Source organism: Mesorhizobium sp. M0491 (genome assembly GCF_040321265.1).
Classification (GTDB): Bacteria; Pseudomonadota; Alphaproteobacteria; order Rhizobiales; family Rhizobiaceae; genus Mesorhizobium.
Genome location: NZ_JAMYRE010000005.1, coordinates 41,005 through 62,709 on the forward strand (window position 1 = coordinate 41,005; position 21,705 = coordinate 62,709).

Sequence of the window (21,705 nt, forward strand, 5' to 3'; positions counted from 1 at the left end):
GGATTTCGTGGGACTACAAGTGTTTTTGATCGCTTCCCGACTTCGTCATCCACGGGCGGAGCGGGAGCGAAGCGGACGCGCAGACCCGAGGATCCATGCCGCGACCTGCGAGTGTCGCTTGCGGTGAAGAACTTGCCCGATGTTAGCGCCAATCACCCCCCTCTGTCCTGCCGGACATCTCCCCCGCAAGGAGGGAGATTGGCTGTCATCCCGGCTTTCGCCAATTTCCACCGTCACATGAGTGAGCGTAGCGCCGAAGCCGCTGATCTCCCCCCTTGCGGGGGTTGAGGAGCGGTCCGCGCAGCGGGCGGAAAGCCAATTGCTTGGCTTTCCGAGCGACGAACATCCGGCAGGACAGAGGGGGGTGCTGTCCCGCCAACGTGCACAAGGTTCTGCAGGGCTGCGGGCAATAAAAAACCCGCCTTGCGGGCGGGTCACGTTTCCAGTGGGTCAATTGGCGCGACTCGGCACCATACCCAAAACAGTAGCGTAGCTGCCCTCACCGAGTCAAGAAAAAATTCCTATCCGTCACCGGGCGCCCAGACGCGAACCGCGCCGCGGCCACTACTGCTCGGCGAACATCAGCCTGGTCTTGGCGCCGTCCATGGTCGGCGACAGGCTCCGCTGGATCAGCGCTTCGACATGGTCGTTGCGCTGGCGGGCTGAGTCGGCGCCCATCACCACGACGATCAAATTGCGGCCGTCGGCGTTGTAGGAGGTAACGATGTTGAAGCCCGAGGCCCTGATGTAGCCGGTCTTGATGCCGTCGACGCCGCGCACGCGGCCGAGCATGTCGTTGTGGCCGCGCACCAGCCGGCCGCGGAACATGAAGTCGCTTTCGGAGAAATAGTGGAACTGCTGGGGAAAGCGCTGACGCAGCGCCATGCCGAGCACCGCCATGTCGCGCGCGGTCGTCATCTGGCCATCGTCGGGCAGGCCCGACGCATTGCGGAAAATGGTGCTGGTCATGCCGAGCTGGCGGGCTTTGGATGTCATCGTGGCGGCGAACTGGACCTCCGAGCCGCCGAGATATTCGCCGACCGCCACGGCCACGTCGTTGGCCGATTTGACGACGATGGCGCGGATCGCCGAATCGACGTCGATGCTTTCGCCGCGCCGGAAGCGCAGCTTGGTTGGCGGCTGCGAGGCGGCGTTGTCCGACACCGGGATCTGCGTCTGCTTGCTGACGCGGCCGGACTCCAGCGCCTCGAACAAAAGATACAGCGTCATCATCTTGGTCAGCGAGGCCGGGTAGCGCTGCGCCGTCGAGCTGACCTCGAACAGCTGCTTGCCGGTCCTGGCGTCGACGACGATAGCGGCATATTTCTGCGCCGGCGCCGGCACGGCCAGCACGCTGTCGGGCGGCGTCGTGGCGCAGCCGGCAAGCAGCACCAGCAGGGCGAGTGCCGCAAAAACTCTCTGGATGAGCGGAAGGGTATTGGACAAGGGCTGGACTGTTCTGGGGTCGGCTGTTGCGGAGATAAGACGAAGCTAACGTAACGCAAGTGATGCGTCCATTTGGTTAATGGCCGACAGTCCCAGGATTGTCGAGCCTCGCAAGCTTGCCGGCCGCCCCGAAAACGCCGGTTTTCCCGTGTCTTTCCTTGCCAGGGCCGCGTTTCCCGTGGGAAGGGGCGTGGTATCTCAGGGCTTGGGGGCTTGGCATGACGAATATCGGGGCCGGGGGCGCTGCGCCCTCGCTTATCAGGGCATCGCTCAGCCGCACCGGCAAATGGGCCGGCAGCGTCGCCTTTATCGGGGGTGCCGTATCCGACATCCTCAATCCGCTGGCGCCGTTCGCCGCCTATATCGCGCTGATCGCCGCGGTGGCCGCAATCATCATCGCCATTGCCATCGTGCTCAGGCTGGTGCTGGCGGCCAGAGCGCTGCCGGCCTTGATCTTCGCCACAACAGCGGCGGCCGTCGCCGGCGGCGTCTACGGCCTGCAGCAGCAGACCAACGCCCAGAACGGGGTGATCGCAAGCCTGGTGCCGGCCATTGCCGGGCTGCAGCAGTCGATAGGAATCGTGTCCGAAAAAGTGGCCAAGATCGAGCAGACCGTCACGCAGACGCAGAAGACGGTCGAACAGCTCAAGCAGTCGACCGACACGGTGGCGAAGAAGACCGATGAGATCGCCTCAGCACAGCAGCAGCAGACGCAGCAGACGGCGGAAGTGCAAAAGACCACCGACGAGGTGAAGAAGCAGAACGAGACGCTGGCCGCCGGCCAGGCGCAGCAGCAGGCCCAGACCGAGAAGCTGCAAGCGACGACGCAGCAGATCGCCGCCTCGATCGACACCATTGCCAAGGGCTTTGCCGCCTTGGCCGTACAAGGCGGGGCGATCGCCGAGCCGAAGCGGCCGGACGAGTTCTACCACAATGCCCGCGTATACGAGCTGTCCGGCGACATGCTCAACGCGCGGCGCTCCTACCTTGCCTTTGCCGGCTTCGATGTCGACGCCATCGATCCCTACACGCGCTTTGCCACGCTGCTTCGGGTGCAGGACGGCAAGGCCGGCGCCCGCGAAGTGTTCGGCGCGCTTGCCGACAAGGGCAAGGCGCTGTCGATCAAGCTGGTGCATATCCAGCAGTTCGACGACGCCCAGCGTCTCGACAAGCTCAACGCCTTCATCGCCGCCAACGCGGATTTCGCGCCGGCCTATTTCCTTTTGGCGCAGGAGTTTTCGGAAGACCGGCTCGGCGCCCAGACGCTGGCCGACAAGCGCAACGAGGCCAAGGCGCTGACCAAGTTCACGTCCTACGAGAAGGATGGCGGGCTGCTCACATATTTCGTCGACCAGACGCAGCTGGCCGACTGGCTGGACCGCAGCCGCAGCCGGCTGGCAGCGCTTGCCGACGTGCTCGATCCCGCCCGCTTCGTGCCTTCGCTGACGCCGATGCGCTCCAACCAGGGCTGGTCGATGACCATCTCGCTGCCCGAGCCGGCGACCGCCATCTCCTGGCGCATGGGCAACAGCGGTCCGTTCACCGACACCGGTTTTCTGGCCATGAACGACCAGACGACCGGCAAGCCGATGGCCAATCCGAGCTTCGAGATGCCCGACAGCACCGTGGCCGGCATCATCGCCATCAAATATCTCGACATCAGGGGCCGCGAGACCGGCCCGTTCGACATCCGCTTCGACCCGGAGGCGGCACTCCAGCAGGGCAACAAGCAGATCCTCGACCAGTTCTGGACCTCGTGGATCGCCTTCGATGCCAGCGGCAATCACGGGCTGGTCTATTTCACCCAGATGCTGTCCTACCGCTGCGCCATCAAACAGGTGCACTACAGCCTGAACGGCGCGGCGCTCGACAAGGAGATCAAGATGCCGCGTTGCGACAAGAAGGACCCTTACGCCATCCCCTACGACTACCAGCCCTATTTCAAGGTCGCCGACAGCGTGAAATCGATGTCGGTGCAGGTCACCTACACCGACGGCACCAAGTCGCCGGTGCGGGAATACAAGCGGCAGTAGGAGGCGGCAGCGCCATTCCCCTCTCCGTCTCGGCTTCGCCGAGCCACCTCTCCCCACTTTCGTGGGGCGAGGAACCGCCAACTTCGACGGCCAGCCTTGCAGAATTTGGGTTCCTCGCCCCCGCAAAGCGGGGGAGAGGTGCCTCGCGTAGCGAGGCGGAGCGGGGGCAGCGCCGACGTTCGGCGGTTAGTCGCCACCCTCATTCTGATGCAAAAATGCCGATTGCGGTGCTTGCGCAGCCACCGCCGAACAGGCCAGTTTGCGCCTGCAGAATCGGTGAGAGCGCAATGACCATCCAGACCATCAAGGCCCGAGGAATTTCGGTTTCGCTCGACCTCACGGTCGGCCACATCGCCGACATGGTCGTCGAGGGTGGTGGGCGGCAGCTGAAGCCGCTGCACCGCGCGCCCTGGGTCGATGCGAATGAGACGCTGCCGGACAATTTGCCGGAAGGTACGGTTCGGCTGTCCGGCGATTTTCTCTGCGCGCCGTTTTCGCGCAGCGATGTCGAGGAAGCGCCGCTGCATGGCTGGCCGGCCAACAGCGCCTGGGACATCGCCGAAAGTGCCGCGACGGATGATGGCTGGCGCGCGGTCTACCGCCTGCGGCACAAGGTGATGGGTGCCAGCGTCGACAAGATCCTGACGCTGCGCGACGGCCATCCCTTCCTCTACCAGGAGCATGCGTTTTCCGGCGGCCATGGTGCCATCTCGGTCGCGCATCACCCGATGACGGCGATGACGGGCGGCGGCAGGCTGGCCTTTTCGCCGAAGCGGTTTGCGGCGACGCTGGACGACCCGCTGGAGCCGGATCCCGCGCGCGGCCGCTTCCTGCTGGCCTATCCGGCACGATCCGCCGATCTCAGCCAATTCCCCGCCGCCGGCGGCGGTACGCTCGACCTGACGGAATACCGCATGGACGACCGCCGCGAGGATTTCCTCACGCTGGTCGAGGCGGATCATGGCGGGCCGGGCTGGACCGCGCTTGCACGAGAGGCCGAAGACGATCTGGTGCTGGTGCTGAAGAACCCGGCCGAACTGCCGATCACCATGCTGTGGCTCAGTAATGGCGGGCGCGACTACGCGCCCTGGAGCGGTCGCCACCTGGGCGTGCTCGGCATCGAGGATGGCCGCGCCGCCGTCGGCCATGCCGCCTCGATCGGCGACAACTGGCTGAAGCGCGAAGGGGTCGCGACCGCCTTTGCACTGGGCGAAGGCCAAAGCGTGTCCTTTCGCCATGTCATCGGCGCCATTCCGCTGGCCGGCGGCGAGCCGCCACAGGCGATCACGACGGCGGATGGCCGCATACGACTGGTGACGGGTGGCGCGACGCGGGAGGTTCCCTTCGACAGCGATTTCCTGCGCATTGGCCAGCCTGCGCCCGCTTGATGGGATTGCGCGGCCGCAGGGTTTGAAATTTCCGTGAACTGCCGCCAAGATGTGGCCGAAATCATCATGCGGAACATGGTGGATTTGAAGCTCCTGCCAGAGAGGCTCTCATGTCCGAAATCGCCCATCTCGCCGCCACCATCTTCAAGCGTGCCGGCAAGGCAAACCGCTTCATCGTGGCCATTGCCGGGCCACCAGGCTCCGGCAAGTCGACGCTGTCGGCGCGGCTGCATGAACTGCTGCCCGAAGGTGCTTCGGAAGTCGTGCCGATGGATGGCTTCCACTATGACGACGCCGTGCTCGAGCGGCGCGGCTTGCGCACCCGAAAGGGTGCGCCGGAAACCTTTGACTTTGCCGGTTTCGAAACCTTGCTGAAGCGTATCCGGGCCGGCGAAGCCGATATCGCCATCCCGGTCTTCGACCGCAGCATGGAGCTGTCGCGCGCCGCCGCCTCGATCGTCGCCACGGAAACCAAGTTCATCCTGGTCGAGGGCAATTACCTGCTGCTCGACGAAGAGCCGTGGTCGCGGCTGGCGCCGCTGTTCGATTTCTCGATCTTCGTCGACGTGCCGCGCAACGAACTCGAGCGCCGCCTGATGGAGCGCTGGCACGGACATGGCCGCTCCGACGAAGATGCGCGCGCCTGGATCGCGTCCAACGACCTGCCCAACATCGAACGCGTGCTCGCGCGGCGCCGGGCTGCCGATCTGGTGATCGGCCTTTCCGCTTGATTCGACGGATTGCGCAAGGGGAACCTTAAGACTTTCAGGCCGTTATCCCGACACGGCAATTATGCCAAAAGAGGGATTCGGTCCAATGGCAATCAAGGCAAGAAAGCCCGCGCCCGCCAAGGGCAAGGCGACCCAATCCAAGGCCGGCGCCGGCCCGGCGATGACAGCCCGTTCGAAGGACGCCAAGCCGGCCTTCGGCAAGGCAGCGCCGAAGAAAGTGGTGCCGACCGCAGCGAAAGCCGCGCCGAAAGCCGCAAAGCCGAAGAAGCCCGCAAGCTCCAGCGACTCCGTGAGCGGCAGCGCGATGCGCACGGCCAAGGCGACGGCCAACGTCGCTGCTGGCGCGGTCATGGTCGCCGCCCGAGGTGCTGCGTCGCTCGCTGCTTCCGTCATGGGCAAAGGCGGTTCGAAAGCCAAAGCGAAGGCAAAATAGCCGCGCTTCGGAGGCTGGTTCGTCTATCCCTTGGCGGGGATGGTCAGGCCTTTCTGCACCGCCGGCCGCGCCAGGCCGCGCTCCAGCCATGTCGAGACATTGACGAAATCGTCAAAGCCGACGAGTTCGCGGGCTTCGTAGAAGCCGATCAGGTTGCGCACCCAGCCGAGCAGCGAGATGTCGGCGATGGTGTAGTCATTGCCCATGATCCACTTGCGCCCCTTCAGCCGGCCGTCGAGCACGCCGAGCAGTCGCTTTGACTCGTCACGATAGCGCTCCAGAGGGCGTTTGTCGGCGATCTCGCGACCGGCGAATTTGTGGAAGAAGCCGACCTGGCCGAACATCGGCCCGACCGAGGCCATCTGGAAGAACACCCACTGGATGGTCTCGTAGCGGCGCGCAGCATCGATGGGCATGAGAAGGCCGGTCTTTTCAGCGAGGTAGAGCAGGATGGCGCCGGATTCGAACAGGCCGATCGGCTTGCCGTCCGGACCGTTCGGATCGATGATCGCCGGTATCTTGCCGTTGGGGTTGAGCGACAGGAATTCCGGTGTCCAGCTTTCGTTCTGGCCGATGTTGACCCAATGCGGCTCGTAAGGCAGGCCGAGTTCCTCCAGGGCGATCGAAATCTTCACGCCGTTCGGCGTTGTCGCCGAATAGAGCTGGAGCTGATCCGGACGCTTGGCCGGCCAACGCGTTGCGATCGGAAAGGCGGACAGGTCGGCCATGGAAACTCCTGAATGAGGATTCGCGCCAAGCGGCGCGGTTTTGGCGGGTCGGCCAAGGATTAGACGCGGCGCACGGCACGATCAATGGCGTGCAAGGGTTTCGTTGCGCGCGAACAGTCAACGGAACGGCCTGCTTGGGGCAGATCGCGCGCCCGGCCTTTGCGTTCAGACGGCCTTGAAGGCCAGCACGGCATTGGTGCCGCCGAACGCGAAGCCGTTGCTGATCGCGGCGCGCACCTTGCGCTCGCGCGGCACATTCGGCGTGACGTCGAGGTCGCAATCGGGATCGGCCTCACGAAAATTGGCCGTCGGCGGCACGATGCCTTCGCGGATCGCCATCACGCAGGCGATCATCTCCAGCGCACCCGATGCGCCCAGGCAATGGGCGTGCATCGACTTGGTCGACGACACCGAAAGCTTGTAGGCATGGTCGCCGAAGACGCGCTTGATCGCTGCCGTCTCGATCTGGTCGTTGGCCTTGGTGCCGGTGCCATGGGCATTGAGGTAGTCGACATCCTCGGGATTGAAGCCGGCATCGGCCAGGCAGGCGCGCATGGCCGCCGTCGGCCCTTCGACGGTCGGAGCGACAATGTCGGAGGCGTCGGCGGAGAGGCCGGCGCCGGCGACCTCGGCAAGGATGGTGGCGCCGCGCGCCATGGCATGCTCATACGTCTCCAGGACCGCCATGCCGGCGCCCTCGCCGAGCGACAGTCCCTGGCGGTCGGCCGAGAATGGCCGGCAGGTGTCGGGCGCCAGCACGCGCAATGCTTCCCAGCCCTTCAGGATGCCCCAGACCAGCGGCGCATCGGTGCCGCCGGCGACCATCACGTCGGCGCGGCCAAGCCTGATCTGGTCGACGGCCGAGGCGATGGCGTGGTTGGATGAGGAGCAGGCCGAGGTGACACCGAAGACCGGGCCGCGCAGGCCCAGACTCATGCTGACGTGGCCGGAGGCCGCGCTTGGCATAACCTTTGGCACGGTGAAGATACCGGCGCGGTTCTTGCCCTCGACCAGGATGGCACGATAGCTCTCTTCGATCGCCTCCCAGCCGCAGACGCCGACGCCGACGACGGTGCCCATCCGATAGGTGGTGGCTTCATTCGAAACCAGGCCGGCCTGCTGCATGGCTTCCCTGGCTGCGATCGTCGCCAGCAGGCTGAAGCGGTCCATCGACACGGTCTGCTTGCGGTCGATGCCGTGATCGGGAAGCGCCTTGATTTCGCAGCCGACCTTGACCTTCAAATCATGCAGTTGGGGACTTGTGATCTGGCCGATGGCCGAGCGGCCGGCGCGCATCTCGTTCCAGATCGCGGGCGCGCTGGTGCCGAGCCCGCAAATGCCGCCCATGCCGGTGATGACAACGCGCTGCCGCATTCAGTTCAGGCTTTTTTCGCGATCAGCGCGCGCACAGCTTCGACCATGTCGCCGACATTCTTCAGATTGCTCCAGGCGTCGACCGTGTTCATCTCGATCTCGATGCCATACTCTTCCTCAAGATCGAAGATAATCTCCGTCAGCTCGAGCGAATGGATGCCAAGCGAGGTCAATTCGGTGGTGGTGGTGATTTCTTCGCCGCCCGGCTCGGCATGAGCCTTGATCTTCGCGATGATATCCGTTGCCAGCTGGTCGGCCATTCGGTTCCTTCCCCACTATCTCGACGTTTCCCGACGCCAACTGAGCAGCGCCCCTTTTTCTCCTGGTATCAAGCCGCCGTCGTCGTTTAATACCCCCGCCAAGCGCAGCATGACCGTACCAAGGTGGTTCCCTCTATAGAAACCGAAACGTTGTCAAGCAACAAGCTATATCGAACTCCATATCGACAAAGCCGCCGGAGTGCTTAACGTGCAGGCATGGATATGGGCGAACATGGCGGGATTTCGACGCAGCGCGTTGCGGGCGTCGCGCGGCTTTCCTGCGCGCTCCGTGAGGGCCGCACGCGCCTGCGGCGCCTCTATCAGGACGGCGCCGCCAAGATAAGAATGCCGGCCGTCTCGGCCGATCCGCTCGAAGCGGTGCTGATCAACACCGCCGGCGGGATGACCGGCGGCGACCGTATCGCCTGGGACGTGGATGTCGGCGCGGCCGCTTCGGCATCGATCACCACGCAGGCCTGCGAGAAGATCTACCGGGCGGCATCCGACCGTGCCGAAGTGCGGGTCAATTTGTCGGTCGGGGAAAACGGCCGCATCGCCTGGCTGCCGCAGGAAACCATCGTCTTCGACCGGGCGGCCTTTGCCCGCACGCTCGACGTCGAGCTTGCCGTCGGCGCCGAGGCGCTGGTGCTGGAAGCCGCCGTCTTCGGTCGCCTGGCTATGGGCGAGCGCGCCACGCAGGGCAACTTCCATGACCGCTGGCGCGTGCGCCAGGATGGCGCCCTCATTCATGCCGAGGATTTCCGCATCGGACCCGATATCGCCGCCAGGCTCGACCGCCCGGCCGTTGCCGGCGGCGCGATCGCGGTGGCGACGCTGCTTCTGGTGTCGCCGCGCGCCGAGGCCCTGCTCGACCAGGTTCTGGAGATCGTCGGCGACCAAGGCAGCGCCAGCGCCTGGTGCGTGAAGAAATCTGGCAAGCTTCTTGCGAGGCTCTACGCCGGGGACGGCTACCGGCTGCGCCAGCGGCTGGTTCCACTCGTCGAATTGCTCAACGGAAGGGCGGGGTTGCCCAAATTATGGTCACTATAGGCCTGTCTCTACCAATCCAGGGAAACGCATGAACCTGACGCCGAGGGAAAAGGACAAGCTGCTGATCGCCATGGCGGCGATCGTGGCGCGCAAGCGGCTCGAACGCGGCGTCAAGCTCAACCATCCAGAAGCGATCGCGCTGATCACCGACTTCGTCGTCGAAGGCGCCCGCGACGGCCGTCCGGTCGCCGAACTGATGGAAGCCGGCGCTCATGTCGTCAGCCGCGCGCAAGTCATGGAAGGCATCGCCGAGATGATCCATGACGTGCAGGTCGAGGCGACTTTTCCCGACGGCACCAAGCTGGTGACCGTGCACGAACCGATCCGTTGAGGAGGACAGGATGCTGGAGCTGCGTCCCAACTGCGAATGCTGCGACAAGGACCTGCCGCCCGAGGCGACGGATGCGCTGATCTGCACCTTCGAGTGCACCTTTTGCGCCGGATGCGTGGAACAGGTGTTGGGCGGCATCTGCCCCAATTGCGGCGGTGGTTTTTCGGCGCGGCCGATCCGCCCGGCAGCGATGCTGAAGAAATACCCGGCGTCGAGTAAACGCGTTCTCAAGGCCGAAGGCTGCGGCCCCCGCAAGGCGGCGTAAACACCAGACCGAGCAAAACGAAAGGCAATAGAATGATCCCTGCCAAACGCCTCTCCCTGTCGGCGATCCTGCTGCTGGCCGCTGCCATGCCGGCCTATGCCCATGTCGGCATCGGCACGGCCTCCTCCTTCACGGCCGGCTTCATGCACCCGCTTTCCGGGCTCGATCACATGACGGTGATGATCGCGGTCGGACTGTGGGCAGCGATCAAGGGCGGCAAGGCGGTTCTTGCCTGGCCGGCGGCCTTTGTCGGTGTCATGCTGGTCGGCGGCGCGCTGGGCATTTTGCATATGCCGCTGCCCTTCGTCGAACCCGGCATACTGGCCTCAATCGTGGCGCTCGGGCTGCTGGTGGCGCTGGCGGTCGATCTGCCGGTCTCGGCCGGCGTCGCCATCATCGGCCTGTTCGCGCTGTTCCACGGCCACGCGCATGGCACCGAGGTGCCGGAGAATGCCGGCGGGCTTGAATACATGGCCGGCTTTGCCATCGCCACGCTGTTGCTGCATGCCACCGGCATCGCCGCCGGTCTCGGTCTCGGCATCCGGTTCCGCGGCTTGGCCCGTACTGCCGGTGCCGCCTGCGCGGCGATCGGCATCGGCCTCGCCTTCGGCATCGTGTGAGGGTGACCATGATCCCCGGTGAGATCATCACGGTGGACGGCGACATCGAGCTCAACAAGGGCCTGCCGACCGTCACCCTGAAAGTCGCCAACAGCGGCGACCGGCCGATCCAGGTCGGCAGCCACTACCATTTCTTCGAGACCAATGAGGGGCTGAAATTCGACCGCGAGCGTGCCAGGGGCATGCGTCTCGACATTGCCGCGGGCACGGCCATGCGTTTCGAGCCGGGCCAGGAGCGCGACGTCACGCTGGTGCCGCTCGGCGGCAAGCGCGAGGTCTACGGATTTCAGCAGAAGGTGATGGGCAAGCTGTGAGATCTCCCGGCGCGCTCAGCTCAGTTCGATGGCTTGGCCGCGGCGTAGATGACGATCTTTCCGGGATTGTCGAATTCGACGGCGAGGACATCCTGCGCCTGCACGCGCCGCGATTCGATGGCGTTGAACAGCAGCGCGTTGGCCTCGATCTCCTTGCGCAGCTCCGTGATGTCGTCTTGATGCTGCTTGACCTTGCTTTCGATCTCCGGCGGCGGGCCGCCTTCGCTGCGCGCGGCGTCGGTGAGGAACACGATGTCGACCTTGTCGAGCTTGGACGTCTTGCGCACCGTACCGATGTTTTCACGCGTGCGGTCGATCGCCGTGTTGACGCTGCGGGCTTCGGCGGTGGCCTTGGCCTCTTCCTGCTTGACCTGCGAGCCGACGATGCGGTTGACGGTCTCCGTGCTTTCCAGCCCTTGCGCTTTCAATCCGGCAACAGACCCTGCCGCCGCCAAGAACGCCGTGGCGGCGACTGCCTGCATTCTGGTCAAGAAAGAAGTGATCGCCATCGCTCGCTCCTGAGAGAAGTCGTTTCGGGGCGCGGGTTAGCGCGAAAAGAACAAAACGAATCCCGCCCGGCGAAAGTTCCTTTCCCGATGCGGCCGGCAGGCCGGATGCCGGCCCGCCGTGCCGTCTCGTCAGCTCGCCTTCTTGGTGATCAGGGTCAGTGCGCCATTGGGTTCCATGCTGGCGGCGACGACTTGCGCCGAACTGAGCCCCTTGGCTTCCAGCGCCGACTTCACCTTGGGCGTGGCGTCGATCGAGCTGCGCAGTTTCTTCAGGCCGTCATCGCCACGCTGGGCGATCACCTGGTTGACCTGCGTCTGGGTGTCCTTCGGCAGCTCGGTGATGTCGACGATGTTGACGCTCTGGATCGTCGGCACCGCAGGCTGAGCCTGGGGCGTGGCTGGAGCAGGCGTTGCCGGCGCCGGAGCGGGCTGTGGCGCGGGTTGCTGCTGGGCACCCGCGGCGCCCGCCAGCATCAGGCTGGCAGCAGCGGCAAGAATTATTGTTTTGCGCATGGATTTTCCTTTCCATCGATTGGCAAACGGTCGGTCTGGGGTGACCCCCTAACCTCAACCGCCAAATGGGATCAGAAGGTGTCGTCCAGCGGGTCATTGCGTGACCATAGGATGGCAGCAATGTGCAGCCGCGCTTCAATCCCACCGCATTTCGGCAAACCGCATTTCAGGAGCAATCGCTGATGGCCAGAATTACCCGCGCCGCCTATGCGCAGATGTATGGCCCGACGGTCGGCGACAGAGTGCGCCTTGCCGACACCGAACTGTTCATCGAGGTCGAGAAGGATCTCACCATCCATGGCGAAGAGGTGAAATTCGGCGGCGGCAAGGTGATCCGCGACGGCATGGGCCAGAGCCAGGTTTCCAGGGCGCAAGGCGCCGTCGATACCGTCATCACCAACGCGCTGGTGATCGATGCTAGCGCAGGCATCTTCAAGGCCGACGTCGGCCTCAGGGACGGGCGCATCACGGCCATCGGCAAGGCCGGCAATCCGGACACGCAGGATGGCGTCACCATCATCATTGGTCCCGGCACCGAGATCATCGCCGGCGAGGGCAAGATCCTGACCGCGGGCGGCTTCGATGCGCATATCCACTTCATCTGCCCGCAGCAGATCGAAGAGGCGCTGATGTCAGGCATCACCACCATGCTCGGCGGCGGCACCGGTCCGGCGCACGGCACGCTGGCCACCACCTGTACGCCGGGGCCATGGCACATGGCCCGCATGATCCAGTCCTTCGATGCCTTCCCGATGAACATCGGCCTGTCGGGCAAGGGCAATGCCTCGCTGCCCGCAGCCCTCGAGGAAATGGTGCTGGGCGGCGCCTGCTCGCTGAAGCTGCACGAGGACTGGGGCACGACGCCGGCGGCGATAGACTGCTGCCTGTCGGTCGCCGACGACTATGACGTGCAGGTGATGATCCACACCGACACGCTGAACGAATCCGGCTTTGTCGAGAACACCGTCGCGGCGATCAAGGGCCGCACCATCCACGCCTTCCACACCGAGGGCGCCGGCGGCGGCCACGCGCCCGACATCATCAAGGTCTGCGGCCTGCCCAACGTCATCCCGTCCTCGACCAACCCGACGCGGCCCTACACGGTCAACACGCTGGCCGAGCATCTCGACATGCTGATGGTCTGCCATCATTTGTCGCCGTCGATCCCCGAAGACATCGCCTTTGCCGAAAGCCGCATCCGCAAGGAAACCATCGCGGCGGAAGACATTTTGCACGACATCGGTGCCTTCTCGATCATCTCATCGGACAGCCAAGCCATGGGCCGCGTCGGCGAAGTGGCGATCCGTACCTGGCAGACCGCCGACAAGATGAAGCGCCAGCGCGGCTCGCTGCCGCAGGAGACCGGCAACAACGACAATTTCCGCGTCCGCCGCTACATCGCCAAATACACGATCAACCCGGCCATCGCGCATGGACTGTCGAAAGACATCGGCTCGATCGCGGCGGGCAAACGCGCCGACCTGGTGCTGTGGAACCCGGCCTTCTTCGGCGTCAAGCCGGACATGGTGCTGATCGGCGGCATGATCGCCGCCGCCCCGATGGGCGACCCCAACGCCTCGATCCCGACGCCGCAGCCGATGCACTACCGGCCGATGTTCGGCGCCTATGGCAAGGCAAGGACCAACTCGTCGGTGACCTTTGTTTCGAAAGCCGCGCTCGAATCAGGCCTGCACGGCAGGCTTGGCGTCGACAAGCAGTTCGTCGCCGTTGAAAACACCCGCGGCGGCATCGGCAAGCATTCGATGGTGCTCAACGACGCCACGCCGCATGTCGAAGTCGACCCGGAAACCTATGAGGTCCGTGCCGACGGTGAATTGCTCACCTGCGAACCGGCGACGGTGCTGCCGATGGCGCAGAGGTATTTTCTGTTTTGAAGCGGCGATTCGACCGGGCGAGCCTTATCCGTTGCAGCCCTTGGTGGGAGGCAGCAATATGCGGCCGACCACCAGTTGCATTGTGATCGAGCATGGCCACCGAAATCGCTTCCGCCCACGACATCTTCCCGCATATCCGCATCGTCATGGGCATGGTGATCGGGCTTGGCGTCGCCCGCCTGCTGTCGGGGGTGGCGCGGATCGTCCAGCATCCCGGCCAATACAAGCTCTATCCCGTGCATCTGGCCTGGGTCGTCTCGGTGCTCCTGATGCTGGTGCATTTCTGGTGGTGGGAGTTCGGCCTCTACGCCATCGAAACCTGGACCTTCGGCAAGTATCTGTTCATCATCTTCTACGCGATCACGCTGTTCCTGCTGTGCGCGCTTTTGTTTCCCGATTCGATGCTGGACTACACCAGCTACGAGGATTTCTTCTATTCGCGCCGGGCGTGGTTCTTCGGCCTGCTGGCGGCGACCTATATGCTCGACGTGGTCGACACGCTGCTGAAGGGGCCGGAGCATTTCGCCCGCTTCGGCAGCGAGTACCTGTTCCGCACGCCGGTCTTCGTCGCGCTTTGCATCATTGCGATCCTGGTGCGCGACCGCCGCTTCCATATCGCCTTCGTGACGGCGGCGCTCATCTATCAGATATCGTTCATCCTGCGGCTCTTCGACACCATCGTCTGAACGAACGCGATGGTCTAGCTTGTTGGGGAAAGGCAGGGTTCGACATGTACAAGGCCGTTGGATCGCGCGGATCCCGGGTCAGCCGCGTTCTCTGGATGCTCGAGGAGCTCGGGCAGCCTTATGAATTCGTCGAGGTCAGGCTGCGCTCACCGGAAGCCTATGCGCTCAACCCATCGGGCAAGGTGCCGATCCTCATCGATGGCGAACTGACGGTGACGGATTCGGCGGCGATTTGCGTCTATCTCGCCGACAAGCACGCGGACATGGGCATGAGCGCCAACCCAGGCCTAGCCGGTCGCGCCGAAATGGATTCCTGGATGCATTTTGCGCAGAGCGAGCTTGAAGCGCCGCTGTGGAACAAATTGCGCCATCGCTTCCTGCTGCCGAAGGACGTACGCGTCGATGTCGGTCCTGCGGCGGCTTACGATTTTGCCTCGGAGCTGAAGGCGCTGGAGCGGCGGCTGGGCGACAAACCGTTTGCGCTGGGCGCTCGGTTTTCCGCCGTCGACGTGCTGCTCGGCGACATGGGCGGCTGGGCGCGTGCCGGCCGGTTTGAGATCGAGTCCGAACGCGTCAACGCCTATTTCGACCGCGTGCTGGCGCGGCCTGCGCGTGTGCGGGCACAAGCAAATGGAGGATCCATGAAATGAAGCTCAACCTCAACACCGACTTCACCAAATTCCCGCGCGCCGTCTCCGTGCTGTCCGCCGGCAATGCCGGAACCACCCTACCGTCCGGCCGGGCCATTCTCGCCCATGACGAACGCCATCTGCGCCGCCGCGCCATCGAGCTTGCCGACGGCAGCAAGGTGCTGGTCGACCTGCCCGAGCCCGTCGCCTTGAACGATGGCGACCGTCTGGTGCTGGAGGATGGCGGCCATATCGAGATCATCGCGGCGCCGGAAGAGGCCTACGACATCCGCGCCCGCGACGGCGTGCATCTGGCCGAGCTCGCCTGGCACATCGGCAATCGCCATCTCGCGGCGAGCATCGAGGCCGGGCGCATCCTCATCCTGCGCGACCATGTCATCAAGGCGATGCTGGAGGGGCTGGGCGCCACCGTGACCGACGTGTCCGAACCGTTCAAACCGGTGCGCGGTGCCTATTCCGGCCATGATGGGCAAAGCCATGATCACGGCCATGCGCATGCGCACAGCCACGCGGAAGCGCACAGCCATTCTCATGGCGAAGCGCATTCCCATTCGCACAGTCATGCCGGCCATCGCCACGATCATGACTGACCAGCCTTCGAACATCGCCCTGCTGCGGCTGATGGCGTGGCTGTCGCCTGCCTTTCCGGTCGGCGGCTTTTCCTACAGCCATGGTCTCGAGCGCGCGGTGCATGACGGGCTGATTGCCGATGCCGACAGCCTCGCCTGCTGGCTGGAAACGCTGGTCGAGATGGGCTCCGGCTGGAACGATGCCGTGCTGTTCGCCGAGAGTTGGCGCCGCGCGCGCAACGCAGGCGATCTCGATGAAGTAGCGGCACTCGCGGAGGCGCTGGCCGGCTCGCGCGAACGCCACACCGAAACCATGCTGCAGGGTGCGGCCTTCCTCAAAGCGGCGGCGGCCTGGCCAAATCCAGTGCTGGAGCGCTTGCCGGCTGAATGCGCCTATTGCGTCGCCGTCGGCGCCATTGCCGGCGGCAACGGCATCGGGCTTCAGGACGCGCTGTCGGCCTTCCTGCAAACCTTCTTCTCCAACCTCGTGCAGGCAGCGATCCGGCTTGGCATCGTCGGCCAGAGCAAAGCCACAGCTCTGTTGGCCGGCTTCGAGCCACTGGCCCTGGCGACCGCGACCCGCGCCGCGCGCTCGACACTCGACGATCTCGGTGGCTGCGCCTTCGTTTCCGATGTCATGGCGATGAAGCACGAAACCCAGTATTCGCGATTGTTCCGTTCATGATCCTTCTCGCCTTCTCGCTTTCGACCGTTCTACTCCTGATTACCGCGCTGCACGCCTATTGGGGCCTTGGCGGCATCTGGCCGGGCCAGGATGCGGCCTCCTGCGCTCACGCCGTCGTCGGCTTTCGCGGCGTCGATGAGATGCCGACGCCGTTCGCCAGTTTCGCCGTCGCCGCGTGCCTGTGCCTGGCGACGCTGTGGCCGCTTGCGCTCATAGGCGTCTTTGCCTCGCCCTTCCCCCAGGAGGGGCTCGCCGCCACCTCGCTGCTCATCGGTCTGGTGTTCCTGGGACGCGGCATAGCCGGCTTCACGCCGTGGTGGCGGCGGCTGACGCCGGAACAGCCTTTCGCGCGGCTCGATGTCCGCTATTATTCGCCGCTGTGCCTGTTGATCGGGCTCGGCTTTGCCATCCTCGCCATCACGGAGTTTCCGACATGACACAGACAAATGGTCCGCTGCGCGTCGGCATTGGCGGCCCGGTCGGTTCGGGCAAGACGACGCTGACCGAAAAACTGTGCAAGGCGCTGCGCGACGAGTTTTCCATCGCCGTCGTCACCAACGACATCTACACCAAGGAAGACGCCATGATGCTGGCGCGGCTGCAGGCGCTGCCCGAGGACCGCATCATGGGTGTCGAGACCGGCGGCTGCCCGCACACCGCCATCCGCGAGGACGCGTCGATCAATCTGCAGGCGATCGCGCAGATGAACAGGAAATTCCCGGATCTCGACATCGTCTTCATCGAATCCGGCGGCGACAACCTCGCCGCCACCTTCTCGCCCGATCTCGCCGACCTGACGCTCTATGTCATCTCGGTTTGCCAGGGCGAGGAGATCCCGCGCAAGGGCGGGCCGGCAATCACCCGCTCCGATTTCCTGGTGATCAACAAGAGCGACCTTGCTCCTTACGTGAACGTCAACCTCGATGTCATGGAGAGCGACGCCGGCCGCATGCGCGGCAAGCGGCCGTTCGGCTTCACCGACCTGTCGCGCGGCAAGGGGCTGCAGGAGGTGATCGATTTCATCATCGAGCATGGCGGCCTGCGAGCCGGCGCTGCCGCTGCCAGCACGGCGGCGTGAGACAGCTATCCCTGCACCAACCAAAACCGGTTGCGGGGATCGACTGGCCACGGCATTCTTGCCGAAACCGGAGGATTTTTCGATGAGCCTTGCCCGTCTGCAAAAGGAAACGCTGACCAACCTGCCCTACTATGAGGAGCGCGTCGATCTCGCCTGCGCCTTCCGCTGGACGGCGCGGCTCAACATGCACGAGGCTGTGGCCAATCATTTCTCGCTGGCCGTCAATGATGGCGGCACACAATTCCTGATGAACCCCAACCAGGTGCATTTCTCGCGCATCAAGGCGAGCGACCTTTTGATGATCGATGCCAACGATCCAGAAACGCTCTCCGGCCCCAATGCGCCCGACCCGACGGCGTGGGGGCTGCATGGCGCCATCCATCGCAATGTGCGCCACGCGCGCTGCGTCATGCATGTGCACTCGATCCACGCCACAGTGCTGGCATCGCTCGCTGACTCGACACTGCCGCCGATCGACCAGAATTCGGCGATGTTCTTCAATCGCCACGTCGTGGACGCGCATTATGGCGGGCTGGCCTTCGAGGAGGAGGGCGAGCGCTGCTCGCAGCTTCTCGTCGATCCCAAGGTCAAGGTGATGGTGATGGGCAATCACGGCGTGCTGGTCATCGGCGACACGGTCGCCGATGCCTTCAACCGCATGTTCTATTTCGAGCGCGCCGCCGAGACCTACATCAAGGCGCTGTGGACCGGCCGCCCGCTGCGCACGCTGTCAGATGCGATCGCCGAAAAGGCGGCGAGCGAGATGGACGACTATCCCGGCCAGGCCGAACGCCATCTCAGCGAGTTGAAGGCGATCCTCGACGAGCAGGAACCGGTCTACCGAAACTGATTGCCTTACAGGCCTAGTTCTGCCCGGAGCTGATCGGCGCTGTTGATGACGACGGCGCCGGGCGGGCCCTCCATCGGCTTTTCCGGCCAGAAGATCGTCTTCATGCCCGCCGCCAGTCCCGCCATGGCGCCCGGCCAGCTGTCGTCGATCGCCACGGCGTGCGCGGGGTCGACACCGGCCAGATACGCGGCGCGCAGGAACGGCTCGGCATGCGGCTTGCCTTCGCGCACATCGTTGCGGCTGATCGTCTTCATGCCGGGGTAGATCAGGCCGACCATGCTCAGATTGGCGTCGACGATCATCCGGTCCGAATTCGAGACCACGGCCTGCTGGATGCCTCTTGCACGCAGCTCGTTGAATATCTCGATCGCGCCGGGGCGCGGCTTCAAGCTCTCCACCAGCGGCAGGTAGTGTTCGTATTTGCGCACGATCCAGTCGTCGAAAGGCAGGTCCAGGCCGAACTCGTCTCGCATCATCTCGTAGACCGGCCAGGCGGCAACGCCGAGCACGCGCTCATGCAGATCGTCCGGCGGGACAAGGCCGACATTGCGCATCGCCGCCATCAGGGCTGCTTCGTGCAGCGGTTCGCTGTCGACCAGCGTGCCGTCCATGTCCCAGAACACCGCTTTCGGCATCATGTGAGGCTCCTTTTTGCCATCCCTTAAAGGGTTTGAGCCGGGAGATAAACCTTCGGAGCGCAAGAACCTGCCGCCTGCCGGGACCGCGGCCAAGTCTCTTTGGCGACAGAGACTTCGTGGGAGAAGAAAAACTGCGCCGTGCTTACGTCGATGAACAGCAAGCAATTGCTCCCGAGATTGACAATTGCGCAGTTGGCCGTTCCCTGCGAAAGTGGGGCATGGGCCGCTCTCACAACCGGCGGTCTCGGGAGGCAGGACTTTGAATAGCCGGCAGGATGGTGGCAGCAACAGGCTGGACGATGCGGCGCGCGCCGGCTGGCTTTATTATGTTGCCGGCAACACACAGGACCAGATCGCTTCGACGCTCGGCATTTCGCGGCAGACGGCGCAGCGGCTGGTATCGCTGGCGGTGTCGGAGGGCTTGATCAAGGTTCGCGTCGACCATCCGATCGCCAACTGCCTCGATCTGGCGGCACGGCTGAGATCGCGCTTTGCGCTCGATCTGGTCGAGGTGGTGCCGAGCGACCCCAATTCGTCCTCGACCACGATCGGCATCGCCGAGGCGGCTGCCGCCGAGATCGAGCGGCGGTTGCGGTCTCCGACCCCGATCGTCATGGCGATCGGCACCGGTCGCACGCTAAAGGCGGCGATCGAGCAGCTGCCGCCAATGGAATGCCCGCAGCACAAGGTGGTGTCGTTGACCGGCAACATCTCGCCGGACGGCTCGGCCGCCTTCTACAACGTCATCTTCACCATGGCCGACAGGGTCAAGGCGCGCTCCTTCCCGATGCCGCTGCCGGTCATCGCCTCGTCGCCGGAGGAGCGCGAGATGCTGCTCAACCAGCCGATGATCCAGCCGACGCTGGCGCTGGCGGCGGAAGCCGACGTCACCTTCATCGGCATCGGCGATCTCGGCCCCAAGGCGCCGCTCTACGAAGACGGCTTCATTTCGGAGAGCGAATTGAAGGCGCTGCAGAAGGCCGGCGGCATCGCGGAGATCGTCGGCTGGGTGTTCGATAGGGAGGGCCGCATGATCGAGGGCATCACCAACGACCGGGTGTCGTCGGCTTCGCTACCGTCACGCGAGAAATCGCTGGTCATCGCACTGGCCATGGGCGAACGAAAGCTGCCAGGCATCCTAGCGGCCGCGAACCGGCGGCTGATCAACGGCCTCATCACCGATGAACGGACCGCCGCCGCCCTGCTGGCTGGCATCTGACCGGACCCACAACCGGTTTGCGATAAGGCCAACCGCACTAGCCGTGCCGCCCGAAAGGGTCGTTGCCATCGAGAAACCCGAGATCGCGCTGCAGATGCGGCGACAGGTCCCTGATATCGAGATGTGCCCGTTTTTTGGTCGCGAACCAGCCGAATCCATCCGTCAGCCACGAAAACCAGCGGTGATCCGGTGCGGGAGTGCATTTTTGCTGCGCCATGGTCATGATCGTCAACCTTCGCTATCCTGGACCCGAATGACGGGTTGACTGGGAATGTCGGTCTTGCCGGCGGTCTTTGCCAATCGAACATCGATCATGATCCATAAGGAGGCCTTATGCCGGACCTCGGCTCGCGACAGGTTTCGCCACTCCCGCCGCTGCAGGCGATCCGGGTGTTCGACGCGGTGGCGCGGCATCTTTCCTTCACCAAGGCCGCCGGCGAACTCGCCATGACGCAAGCGGCGGTCAGCTATCAGATCAAGGTGCTGGAGGAGCGTGTCGGCGCGCCGCTGTTCCTACGCCGGCCGCGGCAGATCGTGTTAACCGAGGCCGGGCAGCGCCTGGCACCTGCGGTCAGCGAGGCCTTCGCCATCCTTGGCCAGGCCTATGCCGCGGTGCGTGGCGGGGCCGACGGCTTGCTGTGCGTCACGACGGTGCTGACATTCGCCTCGAACTGGCTCGCGCACCGGCTGGGGTCGTTCCAGATCGCCCATCCGTCGCTGGCGGTGCGGCTCGAAACGTCGAGCCGCCTGACCGACTTTGCCCGCGAGGATACCGATATTGCCATCCGCTCGGGCGGCGGCAAATGGCCGGGCCTGGAAGCGCACAAGCTGCTCGATGCCGACTTCACGCCGATGCTGAGCCCGAAACTCGCGGCGACCATCGGCGGCGTCAGGGAACCGGCCGACCTCTTGCGGCTGCCTATCCTCGATCCCGGCGACATCTGGTGGACGGAATGGTTCTCGGCTGCTGGCGTGCACTCGCACGATCTTGCCAAGCGGCCCGGCAGCAGCATGGGCGCGCAGGCCTATGAGGCCAATGCGGCGATCGCCGGTCATGGCGTCGCGATCCTGACCAGGGCGCTGTTCAAGGCGGAACTCGCGGACGGGCGCCTGATCCAACCTTTCGATCTGGTTGGCGACGACGGCCATGCCTATTGGCTGGTCTATCCCGAGGCGCGCCGCAACGTGCCGAAGATCCGTGCCTTCCGCGACTGGCTGCTGGCCGAGATCGCCTGCTGACCGGCAAGCTTCCGGGCTGCACCTGGTTCTCGCAGATGTATCCGCCGTTGCCTCACTGTATGCGGCCGGGACGATCCGCGCCCTGGCAATTTCGCTCGTCCCGGCCTGCGGTGTCGCCCAAGTGCTGCGCTGCAGCATCGAATCCGGCTTGACATAATTCACGCCAAGTGAGTAATTGCCCAAAGCCAAGGCAAATGCTCA

27 protein-coding genes are annotated in these 21,705 nt (G+C 64.4%); 19 read left to right on the plus strand and 8 right to left on the minus strand.

Annotated elements, in window-relative coordinates; translation table 11 throughout:
- Window positions 1–564: 564 nt before the first annotated feature.
- Complete coding sequence (locus NKI69_RS07465; RefSeq protein ID WP_352720800.1) at window positions 565–1,446, minus strand: D-alanyl-D-alanine carboxypeptidase family protein; 882 nt, start codon at window positions 1,444–1,446, stop codon at window positions 565–567.
- A gap of 218 nt (window positions 1,447–1,664) precedes the next feature.
- Between NKI69_RS07465 and NKI69_RS07470 the strand changes: the two genes are divergently transcribed.
- The 4 genes from NKI69_RS07470 (at window position 1,665) to NKI69_RS07485 (ending at window position 6,031) form a co-directional block, all read left to right on the plus strand.
- Window positions 1,665–3,479 carry a methyl-accepting chemotaxis protein gene (locus NKI69_RS07470; protein ID WP_352720802.1) on the plus strand — a complete coding sequence of 605 codons (1,815 nt, stop codon included), beginning with the start codon at window positions 1,665–1,667 and terminating at the stop codon, window positions 3,477–3,479.
- Between the two features lie 287 nt (window positions 3,480–3,766).
- Window positions 3,767–4,867, plus strand: a complete 1,101-nt coding sequence (locus tag NKI69_RS07475) for a hypothetical protein (RefSeq protein ID WP_352610987.1) — start codon at window positions 3,767–3,769, stop codon at window positions 4,865–4,867.
- Between the two features lie 110 nt (window positions 4,868–4,977).
- A complete protein-coding gene (locus tag NKI69_RS07480; protein ID WP_352720804.1) occupies window positions 4,978–5,598 on the plus strand; it encodes a nucleoside triphosphate hydrolase in 621 nt (206 codons plus the stop codon).
- An 85-nt stretch (window positions 5,599–5,683) separates the two neighbouring features.
- The gene (locus tag NKI69_RS07485; protein ID WP_352553299.1) at window positions 5,684–6,031 is read left to right on the plus strand and encodes a hypothetical protein; all 348 of its coding nucleotides are present in this window, start codon (window positions 5,684–5,686) and stop codon (window positions 6,029–6,031) included.
- 23 nt (window positions 6,032–6,054) lie between these two features.
- Here NKI69_RS07485 and NKI69_RS07490 read toward each other — a convergent pair whose 3' ends face one another.
- From NKI69_RS07490 to NKI69_RS07500, 3 genes are all read right to left on the minus strand, one after another.
- Window positions 6,055–6,759 carry a glutathione S-transferase family protein gene (locus tag NKI69_RS07490; RefSeq protein WP_128304231.1) on the minus strand — a complete coding sequence of 235 codons (705 nt, stop codon included), beginning with the start codon at window positions 6,757–6,759 and terminating at the stop codon, window positions 6,055–6,057.
- A 165-nt stretch (window positions 6,760–6,924) separates the two neighbouring features.
- Complete coding sequence (locus tag NKI69_RS07495; protein ID WP_352672923.1) at window positions 6,925–8,133, minus strand: beta-ketoacyl-[acyl-carrier-protein] synthase family protein; 1,209 nt, start codon at window positions 8,131–8,133, stop codon at window positions 6,925–6,927.
- Between the two features lie 5 nt (window positions 8,134–8,138).
- Complete coding sequence (locus NKI69_RS07500; protein WP_013528393.1) at window positions 8,139–8,393, minus strand: acyl carrier protein; 255 nt, start codon at window positions 8,391–8,393, stop codon at window positions 8,139–8,141.
- 216 nt (window positions 8,394–8,609) lie between these two features.
- Here NKI69_RS07500 and NKI69_RS07505 point away from each other — a divergent pair, with 216 nt between their 5' ends.
- The 5 genes from NKI69_RS07505 to NKI69_RS07525 are packed head-to-tail and all read left to right on the plus strand — an operon-like array spanning window position 8,610 to window position 10,973.
- Window positions 8,610–9,443, plus strand: coding sequence for an urease accessory protein UreD (locus NKI69_RS07505; protein ID WP_502897880.1), 834 nt, complete (start codon window positions 8,610–8,612; stop codon window positions 9,441–9,443).
- Between the two features lie 28 nt (window positions 9,444–9,471).
- Window positions 9,472–9,774, plus strand: a complete 303-nt coding sequence (locus NKI69_RS07510) for an urease subunit gamma (protein ID WP_015314510.1) — start codon at window positions 9,472–9,474, stop codon at window positions 9,772–9,774.
- Window positions 9,775–9,784: 10 nt separating this feature from the next.
- Window positions 9,785–10,039: a DUF1272 domain-containing protein gene (locus tag NKI69_RS07515; RefSeq protein WP_027161066.1), complete on the plus strand. Its 255-nt coding sequence runs from the start codon at window positions 9,785–9,787 to the stop codon at window positions 10,037–10,039.
- Between the two features lie 32 nt (window positions 10,040–10,071).
- Window positions 10,072–10,659, plus strand: coding sequence for a HupE/UreJ family protein (locus NKI69_RS07520; protein WP_128304229.1), 588 nt, complete (start codon window positions 10,072–10,074; stop codon window positions 10,657–10,659).
- A gap of 8 nt (window positions 10,660–10,667) precedes the next feature.
- A complete protein-coding gene (locus tag NKI69_RS07525) occupies window positions 10,668–10,973 on the plus strand; it encodes an urease subunit beta (protein WP_352440554.1) in 306 nt (101 codons plus the stop codon).
- Between the two features lie 20 nt (window positions 10,974–10,993).
- Here NKI69_RS07525 and NKI69_RS07530 read toward each other — a convergent pair whose 3' ends face one another.
- Window positions 10,994–11,482, minus strand: a complete 489-nt coding sequence (locus NKI69_RS07530; RefSeq protein ID WP_352610984.1) for a hypothetical protein — start codon at window positions 11,480–11,482, stop codon at window positions 10,994–10,996.
- A gap of 129 nt (window positions 11,483–11,611) precedes the next feature.
- Window positions 11,612–11,995, minus strand: a complete 384-nt coding sequence (locus tag NKI69_RS07535; protein WP_352440556.1) for a hypothetical protein — start codon at window positions 11,993–11,995, stop codon at window positions 11,612–11,614.
- Between the two features lie 182 nt (window positions 11,996–12,177).
- Between NKI69_RS07535 and ureC the strand changes: the two genes are divergently transcribed.
- The 8 genes from ureC (at window position 12,178) to NKI69_RS07575 (ending at window position 18,408) form a co-directional block, all read left to right on the plus strand.
- On the plus strand, window positions 12,178–13,890 hold the full coding sequence (gene ureC / locus NKI69_RS07540; protein WP_502896737.1) for an urease subunit alpha: 1,713 nt from the start codon (window positions 12,178–12,180) through the stop codon (window positions 13,888–13,890).
- 92 nt (window positions 13,891–13,982) lie between these two features.
- Window positions 13,983–14,576 (plus strand): hypothetical protein, encoded by a 594-nt coding sequence (locus NKI69_RS07545; RefSeq protein WP_023810694.1) that lies wholly within the window; start codon window positions 13,983–13,985, stop codon window positions 14,574–14,576.
- A gap of 44 nt (window positions 14,577–14,620) precedes the next feature.
- Window positions 14,621–15,226 carry a glutathione S-transferase family protein gene (locus NKI69_RS07550; protein ID WP_023810695.1) on the plus strand — a complete coding sequence of 202 codons (606 nt, stop codon included), beginning with the start codon at window positions 14,621–14,623 and terminating at the stop codon, window positions 15,224–15,226.
- Window positions 15,223–15,816, plus strand: coding sequence for an urease accessory protein UreE (gene ureE / locus NKI69_RS07555; RefSeq protein WP_352720807.1), 594 nt, complete (start codon window positions 15,223–15,225; stop codon window positions 15,814–15,816). Before NKI69_RS07550 ends, ureE begins: the two co-directional genes overlap by 4 nt.
- Complete coding sequence (locus NKI69_RS07560) at window positions 15,809–16,480, plus strand: urease accessory protein UreF (protein WP_023810697.1); 672 nt, start codon at window positions 15,809–15,811, stop codon at window positions 16,478–16,480. The genes ureE and NKI69_RS07560 overlap by 8 nt, the downstream gene beginning before the upstream one ends.
- Entirely contained in the window at window positions 16,477–16,917 is a 441-nt protein-coding gene (locus NKI69_RS07565) for a DUF3995 domain-containing protein (RefSeq protein ID WP_128304225.1), read from the plus strand. The genes NKI69_RS07560 and NKI69_RS07565 overlap by 4 nt, the downstream gene beginning before the upstream one ends.
- Window positions 16,914–17,558, plus strand: a complete 645-nt coding sequence (gene ureG / locus NKI69_RS07570) for an urease accessory protein UreG (RefSeq protein ID WP_013528407.1) — start codon at window positions 16,914–16,916, stop codon at window positions 17,556–17,558. The genes NKI69_RS07565 and ureG overlap by 4 nt, the downstream gene beginning before the upstream one ends.
- Window positions 17,559–17,640: 82 nt before the next feature.
- Window positions 17,641–18,408: a class II aldolase and adducin N-terminal domain-containing protein gene (locus NKI69_RS07575; protein WP_128304224.1), complete on the plus strand. Its 768-nt coding sequence runs from the start codon at window positions 17,641–17,643 to the stop codon at window positions 18,406–18,408.
- Between the two features lie 5 nt (window positions 18,409–18,413).
- On the opposite strand, the gene NKI69_RS07580 is transcribed toward NKI69_RS07575, so the two are convergent.
- The gene (locus NKI69_RS07580; protein WP_128304223.1) at window positions 18,414–19,046 is read right to left on the minus strand and encodes an HAD family hydrolase; all 633 of its coding nucleotides are present in this window, start codon (window positions 19,044–19,046) and stop codon (window positions 18,414–18,416) included.
- Window positions 19,047–19,305: 259 nt separating this feature from the next.
- On the opposite strand from NKI69_RS07580, the gene NKI69_RS07585 reads away from it, so the two are divergent.
- Complete coding sequence (locus NKI69_RS07585; protein ID WP_023810701.1) at window positions 19,306–20,265, plus strand: sugar-binding transcriptional regulator; 960 nt, start codon at window positions 19,306–19,308, stop codon at window positions 20,263–20,265.
- 37 nt (window positions 20,266–20,302) lie between these two features.
- Here NKI69_RS07585 and NKI69_RS07590 read toward each other — a convergent pair whose 3' ends face one another.
- Window positions 20,303–20,488: a hypothetical protein gene (locus tag NKI69_RS07590; protein ID WP_023810702.1), complete on the minus strand. Its 186-nt coding sequence runs from the start codon at window positions 20,486–20,488 to the stop codon at window positions 20,303–20,305.
- 110 nt (window positions 20,489–20,598) lie between these two features.
- Here NKI69_RS07590 and gcvA point away from each other — a divergent pair, with 110 nt between their 5' ends.
- Window positions 20,599–21,504 (plus strand): transcriptional regulator GcvA, encoded by a 906-nt coding sequence (gcvA, locus tag NKI69_RS07595; protein WP_023810703.1) that lies wholly within the window; start codon window positions 20,599–20,601, stop codon window positions 21,502–21,504.
- The last annotated feature ends 201 nt before the right edge of the window (window positions 21,505–21,705 follow it).

Bases quoted from the DNA above. Each gene is read 5' to 3' on its own strand.
- NKI69_RS07470 (WP_352720802.1), top strand. From the start codon at position 1,665: ATGACGAATATCGGGGCCGGGGGCGCTGCGCCCTCGCTTATCAGGGCA.
- NKI69_RS07475 (WP_352610987.1), top strand. From the start codon at position 3,767: ATGACCATCCAGACCATCAAGGCCCGAGGAATTTCGGTTTCGCTCGAC.
- NKI69_RS07480 (WP_352720804.1), top strand. From the start codon at position 4,978: ATGTCCGAAATCGCCCATCTCGCCGCCACCATCTTCAAGCGTGCCGGC.
- NKI69_RS07485 (WP_352553299.1), top strand. From the start codon at position 5,684: ATGGCAATCAAGGCAAGAAAGCCCGCGCCCGCCAAGGGCAAGGCGACC.
- NKI69_RS07490 (WP_128304231.1), bottom strand. From the start codon at position 6,759: ATGGCCGACCTGTCCGCCTTTCCGATCGCAACGCGTTGGCCGGCCAAG.
- NKI69_RS07495 (WP_352672923.1), bottom strand. From the start codon at position 8,133: ATGCGGCAGCGCGTTGTCATCACCGGCATGGGCGGCATTTGCGGGCTC.
- NKI69_RS07500 (WP_013528393.1), bottom strand. From the start codon at position 8,393: ATGGCCGACCAGCTGGCAACGGATATCATCGCGAAGATCAAGGCTCAT.
- NKI69_RS07505 (WP_502897880.1), top strand. From the start codon at position 8,610: ATGGATATGGGCGAACATGGCGGGATTTCGACGCAGCGCGTTGCGGGC.
- NKI69_RS07510 (WP_015314510.1), top strand. From the start codon at position 9,472: ATGAACCTGACGCCGAGGGAAAAGGACAAGCTGCTGATCGCCATGGCG.
- NKI69_RS07515 (WP_027161066.1), top strand. From the start codon at position 9,785: ATGCTGGAGCTGCGTCCCAACTGCGAATGCTGCGACAAGGACCTGCCG.
- NKI69_RS07520 (WP_128304229.1), top strand. From the start codon at position 10,072: ATGATCCCTGCCAAACGCCTCTCCCTGTCGGCGATCCTGCTGCTGGCC.
- NKI69_RS07525 (WP_352440554.1), top strand. From the start codon at position 10,668: ATGATCCCCGGTGAGATCATCACGGTGGACGGCGACATCGAGCTCAAC.
- NKI69_RS07530 (WP_352610984.1), bottom strand. From the start codon at position 11,482: ATGGCGATCACTTCTTTCTTGACCAGAATGCAGGCAGTCGCCGCCACG.
- NKI69_RS07535 (WP_352440556.1), bottom strand. From the start codon at position 11,995: ATGCGCAAAACAATAATTCTTGCCGCTGCTGCCAGCCTGATGCTGGCG.
- ureC (WP_502896737.1), top strand. From the start codon at position 12,178: ATGGCCAGAATTACCCGCGCCGCCTATGCGCAGATGTATGGCCCGACG.
- NKI69_RS07545 (WP_023810694.1), top strand. From the start codon at position 13,983: ATGGCCACCGAAATCGCTTCCGCCCACGACATCTTCCCGCATATCCGC.
- NKI69_RS07550 (WP_023810695.1), top strand. From the start codon at position 14,621: ATGTACAAGGCCGTTGGATCGCGCGGATCCCGGGTCAGCCGCGTTCTC.
- ureE (WP_352720807.1), top strand. From the start codon at position 15,223: ATGAAGCTCAACCTCAACACCGACTTCACCAAATTCCCGCGCGCCGTC.
- NKI69_RS07560 (WP_023810697.1), top strand. From the start codon at position 15,809: ATGACTGACCAGCCTTCGAACATCGCCCTGCTGCGGCTGATGGCGTGG.
- NKI69_RS07565 (WP_128304225.1), top strand. From the start codon at position 16,477: ATGATCCTTCTCGCCTTCTCGCTTTCGACCGTTCTACTCCTGATTACC.
- ureG (WP_013528407.1), top strand. From the start codon at position 16,914: ATGACACAGACAAATGGTCCGCTGCGCGTCGGCATTGGCGGCCCGGTC.
- NKI69_RS07575 (WP_128304224.1), top strand. From the start codon at position 17,641: ATGAGCCTTGCCCGTCTGCAAAAGGAAACGCTGACCAACCTGCCCTAC.
- NKI69_RS07580 (WP_128304223.1), bottom strand. From the start codon at position 19,046: ATGATGCCGAAAGCGGTGTTCTGGGACATGGACGGCACGCTGGTCGAC.
- NKI69_RS07590 (WP_023810702.1), bottom strand. From the start codon at position 20,488: ATGACCATGGCGCAGCAAAAATGCACTCCCGCACCGGATCACCGCTGG.
- gcvA (WP_023810703.1), top strand. From the start codon at position 20,599: ATGCCGGACCTCGGCTCGCGACAGGTTTCGCCACTCCCGCCGCTGCAG.